Annotated in this window: 6 protein-coding genes; all 6 read right to left on the reverse strand. The window is 67.5% G+C overall.

The window, feature by feature from the left end; translation table 11 throughout:
* The coding region (locus WA965_RS19640; protein ID WP_526447975.1) for a serine/threonine-protein kinase at nucleotides 1-895 on the reverse strand (895 nt) is incomplete at its 3' end.
* Nucleotides 889-1,332, reverse strand: coding sequence for an RDD family protein (locus WA965_RS19645; RefSeq protein ID WP_526302204.1), 444 nt, complete (start codon nucleotides 1,330-1,332; stop codon nucleotides 889-891). The genes WA965_RS19645 and WA965_RS19640, both read right to left, overlap by 7 nt.
* Nucleotides 1,316-1,702, reverse strand: coding sequence for a hypothetical protein (locus WA965_RS19650; RefSeq protein WP_526302210.1), 387 nt, complete (start codon nucleotides 1,700-1,702; stop codon nucleotides 1,316-1,318). Before WA965_RS19650 ends, WA965_RS19645 begins: the two co-directional genes overlap by 17 nt.
* Before the next feature lie 36 nt (nucleotides 1,703-1,738).
* A complete protein-coding gene (locus tag WA965_RS19655; RefSeq protein ID WP_526302206.1) occupies nucleotides 1,739-2,689 on the reverse strand; it encodes a DUF4331 family protein in 951 nt (316 codons plus the stop codon).
* 34 nt (nucleotides 2,690-2,723) lie between these two features.
* Nucleotides 2,724-4,280: an acyl-CoA carboxylase subunit beta gene (locus tag WA965_RS19660; RefSeq protein ID WP_526302212.1), complete on the reverse strand. Its 1,557-nt coding sequence runs from the start codon at nucleotides 4,278-4,280 to the stop codon at nucleotides 2,724-2,726.
* Between the two features lie 16 nt (nucleotides 4,281-4,296).
* On the reverse strand, nucleotides 4,297-5,503 hold a 1,207-nt coding region (locus WA965_RS19665), incomplete at its 5' end, for a thioesterase domain-containing protein (protein ID WP_526447977.1).

Below are 5,503 nucleotides of genomic sequence, written 5' to 3' on the forward strand. Positions count from 1 at the left end.
GCCGGGGTCCGGCCACCGCGGGAGCCGCCGCCGTGGCATCGGTGTCGTCGGCCCCGACGCCGGCGCGGTTGGCGAGGGCCCGCGCGAAGTCCACACACCGCTCGTACCGGTCAGCAGGAGACTTCGCCAGCGCTTTGTCGAAAACCGTTCCCACACTGGAAAGTTCGGGCCGGTGAGTGCCGATCGACGGCGGCTGGGCAGTCAGATGCTGACTGATGACGATGGCGGGGTTGGAATGCTGGAACGGCGGTGCACCGGTGAGTAGCTGGAAGGCGGTGGCCGCCAGCGCGTACTGATCGGCACGGCCGTCGATCCGTTTGTCGGCGGTCAATTGCTCAGGCGCGCAGTATGCGACGGTGCCCACCGTCATGTCGGTACCCGTCAGCGAGCTGATCTCTCCGACCCGGCGGGCGATGCCGAAGTCCGCCAGCATGATCCGCTCATTGTCGGTCTCCGGATCGGCGATCAGGATGTTCGCGGGTTTGACGTCACGGTGCAGCAGTCCGCGCTGGTGTGCGTAGTCGAGCGCGTCCCCGACCGCGGTGACGATGCGGATCACCAGAGCCGGCGGCATCCCCTGCGGATACCGCTCAATGAGCAGGCGGGCGGCATCGGTGCCCTCGACGTGGTCCATCGAGATCCACAGCCGGCCGTCGTGCTCACCTCGGTCGTGCACCTCGACGATGTGCGGATGCCACAGGGTGGCCGCCACGTCGGCCTCCCTGCTGAACCGCTCCCGGTACTCGCTGTCGGCACAGACGGTTGCCGACAACACCTTCAGCGCGTCGTGGCGCGGCAGCCGGGGATGCCTGGCCAGATAGACCTCACCCATGCCGCCCGCGCCCAGCAGTCGCAGGATCGTGTAATCCGCGATCACCTCGCCTTCGGTCAGCATGGTCGCACGTAGATGACTCGGCTGCCGAACACGATGTCCTGCAACGATCTTCGGTTCCTGTCCAGCGCCACCCACAGCAGTCCCACCGGGAAGACCACACACGCGACCCCGCGCAGCAGCGCGGTCAGTGGCTGCAGCCGGCCCGAACGGCGCCCGACGACCCGCAGGCCCATCGCCACCGAACCGGCGGTGCAGCCCGAGACCGCCCAGCAGCCCGCCAGATAGAGGACCGCGACCACGAATCCGACCGCACCGGAGAACACCAGATCCAGCGCCGGGAACCGGAACGAACCGGGATTGAGCGCCAGCAGGCTGAGCACCAGACCGGAATAGAGCAGCCCCAGCAGCGCTCCGACGACACCCAGGTCGATCAGCGCGGCCACGCACCGGCTGACCACGCCCGCGGCGCGGGCGGTCGTCTCATCGCGGACGGTCACGGTGGTAGCCCTGTCTGCGGCCGAGGACCCGGTCGACGAATCCGGACACCGCATCGTCGGCCCGTTCCCCCTGGGTGCGTACGTCGGTCATCACCTCGGCGGTCACCGAACTGGTGGACTCCCGGATGATGGCGGGCAGGTCGACGCCGTCGATCACCTCGTTCGCCAGACCCACGAGATCGATGCGGGCGATCACCGCCTCGATCGCGTCGGCCTGCAGACGGTCGCGCACGATCGCGGTGAGGTCGAGTTCGTCGATCACCGCGGCCACGATCAGCGACAGTACCGCCTGTGCCTCATGCCTGCCGCGCGTGAACAGCCCTCCCACCAGCGGTAGTGCCTCACAGGTCCGGTAGGCATCCACCAGCATGGACGACGGCGGTAGCGGCTCAGGCACTACACGTCCTCAGTGCGGCGTTCCGAGGTACGGGAACTCGGGCAGGATGTCGGTGTGCGGGTGCAGGCCCGACGACGGCCTGGCACCGTTGGTCAGGAATGCGCGCCGATGGGCCATCACGTCGTCGGACAGCGTCCGACCGTTCGGATACTTCGCCGGCCGGGACGGGTTGTAGGTCAGCACGTCGGGCAGGGTGCCCTCGGCGTTGATCGCGGCGATCGCCTCGTCCCTGCTGTAGCCGCCGGTGCGGGCCATCGTGTCGATCAACGGCCCGATCCACAGTTCCCGGTCGCGGTTGGGTTCGCCGGCGTTGTACTCGTCCCTGGTGTCCTCGGTGGTGATGATGTTTCCCAGCCACGGCTGACCGGCCCGGTCCACGTGGACCCAGTCGTTGTCCTTCAGGAGGCTGCAGCGCGCCCAGATCCGGACATCGGGAGCGGCGCTCAGATAGCTGGTGGGCAGTTCGATCACCATCGCCATCACGTTGGATTCGGCGTAGGAGTCCTGGCCGGTGCCGTCGAGATCAACAAACGTCGGGTCGCTGCGCGCACCTGCGAAGAAGGTGAACCCGCCAGACTCGACGATCTTGACGGTCTCACCGAAGGACACGTCGACGTCGCCGAAGATCCGGGAACCGACCGCCGCGACCGCGGAGGACTGGTTGCCGACGGCGAGGAAGGCGTCCACGCGCTGGCGTCCGTCGACCGGTGGCGAGAACGAGAAGCTGAACGCGAAGTCGTTGCGCAGGTCCCCCGTGTGGTCGATGGCGAGCCGATACACGGCATCCGGGTGCAGTGGCCCGGCGTCGGGGTTGGCGGTCAGCACGATCGCGGTCCGCAGCGGATCGTTCGGCGACGGGAACACGAAGAGATCTCGCAGATCCAGCCGGGGATCTCCGAACGGGGCGCCGGCGCTCAGGTCCGGAAAGTGACTCGACGCTGGTTTGTTCGATCCTGACATGTTCGACACTGCTCCATCCAACCGCACCCGACGCCTAGATCGGAGTCAGGCCGTGTTTGCGTTGCACACGGTTGATCTGCTTGTCACGTAGCAGATGCATCGACTTGCGCAGCAACAGCCGGGTCTGGTGCGGTTCGATGACGCCGTCGATGAAGCCGCGCTCGGCCGCCACCCAGGGCACGGCCATGTTGGCGTTGTAGCCCTCGATGAAATCGGCCTTGATCTTCTGCACCTCGGGGGCGGTCGGATCCGGAAAGCGCTTCACCAGGAGCTGCGCGGCGCCTTCGGCGCCGATCACGGCGATGCGCGCGGTCGGCCAGGCGAAGTTCAGGTCGGCGGTGAGCTGCTTGGAACCCATCACCGCGTAGGCACCGCCGTAGGACTTGCGCACCGTGATGGTGACCTTGGGGATGTCGGCCTCGACGACCGCGTTGAGGAACCGGCCGCCACGCTTGATGATGCCGCCCTTCTCCTGCTGGACGCCGGGCATGAAGCCCGGGGTGTCCACGACGAAGACCAGCGGGGTGTTGAACGAGTCGCAGAACCGGACGAACCGGGCAGCCTTGTCGGAGGCCTCGATGTCGATCGCGCCCGACATGTACATCGGCTGGTTGGCGATCACCCCGACCGGGCGGCCGTCGACGCGGGCGAACGCGGTGATGATGGCCGGGCCGGACTGCTCACCGACGGGGAAGACGTCACCGTCGTCGAAGATCCGCAGCAGGATCTCCATCATGTCGTAGGCCTGGTTGTCCGAGTCCGGCACGATCGCATCCAGCTCGAGGTCGTGCGGGGTGATCTCCGGTTCGAGGCCGGGGTTGATGATCGGCGGGTCGTCGAAGGTGTTGGCGGGCAGGAAGCTCAGGTAGTTCCTGACGTATTCGAACGCCGCGGCCTCGGACTCGACGACCTGGTGGATGTTGCCGTAGCTGGCCTGCGCGTCCGCGCCGCCCAGTTCGTCGAGCGTGACGTCCTCGCCGGTGACGTCCTTGATGACGTCGGGACCGGTGACGAACATGTAGCCCTGGTCGCGCACCGCGACCACCAGATCGGTCTGGATCGGCGAGTACACCGCGCCACCCGCGCACTTGCCGAAGATCAGCGAGATCTCCGGCACCAGGCCGCGCAGCAACTCGTGGCGGCGGCCGAGTTCGGCATACCAGGCCAGCGACGTGGCCGCATCCTGGATGCGGGCGCCACCGGAGTCGTTGATGCCGATGATCGGGCAGCCGACCATAGCCACCCACTCCATCAGGCGGGCGACCTTGCGGCCGAACATCTCCCCCACCGAGCCCTGGAAGACGGTCTGGTCGTGGCTGAACACCCCGACCGGCCGGCCGTTGATGGTGCCGTGGCCGGTGACGACGCCGTCGCCGAAGAGCGCGTTGGGGTCACCGGGAGTCTTGGCCAGCGCGCCGATCTCGAGGAAGCTGCCCGGATCCAGCAGCGAATAGATTCGTGCCCGCGCGCTCGGGATGCCCTTCTTCTCCCGCTTGGCGATGGCCTTCTCGCCGCCCGGTTCCTTGGCGAGCTCGAGCTTTTCGCGCAGCTCGGCAAGCTTCTCGGCGGTGGTCACCGCTGTCTTCGGGATGGTCTCGGCGGGAGATTCAGCTGTCACCTTCGGTCGCCTCCTCGCTTTGAATCCGACTGATCGCCTCGCTCATGTGCGCGCCGACCTTTGCAATGTACGGCTCATCGATGGCCTGGATGTGCTCGCCCCCGATCGCTATCACCTCGAGGTCGCTGACGAATTCGCCCCAGCCACCGTCCGGTTGCCTGATGGCGTAGCGCGGCTCGAACATGATCGCGTCGTCGTGGTACCGGTCCGCCATGTACAGCGTGACGTGGCCGTCGTAATTCTCGATGACGGCGGTGTCAAGGGCCCGGTTGTCGAGGTAGGACGTGCGCTGGTGCTCGATGATGCCGCCCGGGATGTCGACGCCCGCCTCCTTGACCGCGTCGAGAATGAACCTGACCTGTCCGTCGTCGTCGAGTTCCTCGAGTTGCTCGTACGGGATCTCCGGGATCTCGACGTTGAAGGTGCGCTGCGCGAACAGTGCGTAGCGATCCCAGCGGGCGCGGATCTCCTCCTTGGTCTGCGGCACTTCCTCGCCTGCGCGCACGGTGTCGATCAGGCCGACGAATCGGACGTCGGCGCCGTTGCGCTTGAGCCCTACCGCGCAGGCGTACGCCAGCGCGCCACCCAGTGACCACCCCGTCAGGATGTAGGGCCCGTCGCCCTGGATCTCCATCAGCTTGGGCACGTACTCGGCTGCCCGCTCCTCGATGGAGCCTTCGACGCGCTCCAGCCCGTACACCGGGGTGTCTGCGGGCAGCCGCTTCAGCAGCGGGTCGTAGACGACGGTCGATCCGCCGGCCGGATGGAACACGAAGACCGGTACCCGGGTCGACCCGTCGGGCCGGGCCCGGATCGTGCGGACGAACCCGTCGAGTTCACCGGCGTCCATCTCGTCACGGACAACCGACGCCAGGTCCTGGATGGTGCGCGCCGCCGTGACCTGCTCGGCGGTGACGGTTCCCTCCGCACGCTCGGAAAGACGTTGCGCCATCTTCTCCGCCGTCGCGGCGTCAACCGCCGGAAGCTCGTTGAAGATGCCGCCCGGGGACTTGCCGGTGACGATCGCCCATGTGGCGAAGGTGACGCGCTCGGCCGCGTCGCGAGGCGGGACGTCGGCGCCGAGCGCCTCGGTGACCGCCTCCTGGGTGAGCACTTTGGCGGCGATGCCCGCCGCCGACGGCTTCTCGGCGGCCGCCGGACCCGAAGGGTTGGTCGGGGGCGGTGGGACAGCCGGA

The sequence above is a fragment of the Mycobacterium sp. genome (assembly GCF_049683935.1).
Taxonomy (GTDB): domain Bacteria; phylum Actinomycetota; class Actinomycetes; order Mycobacteriales; family Mycobacteriaceae; genus Mycobacterium.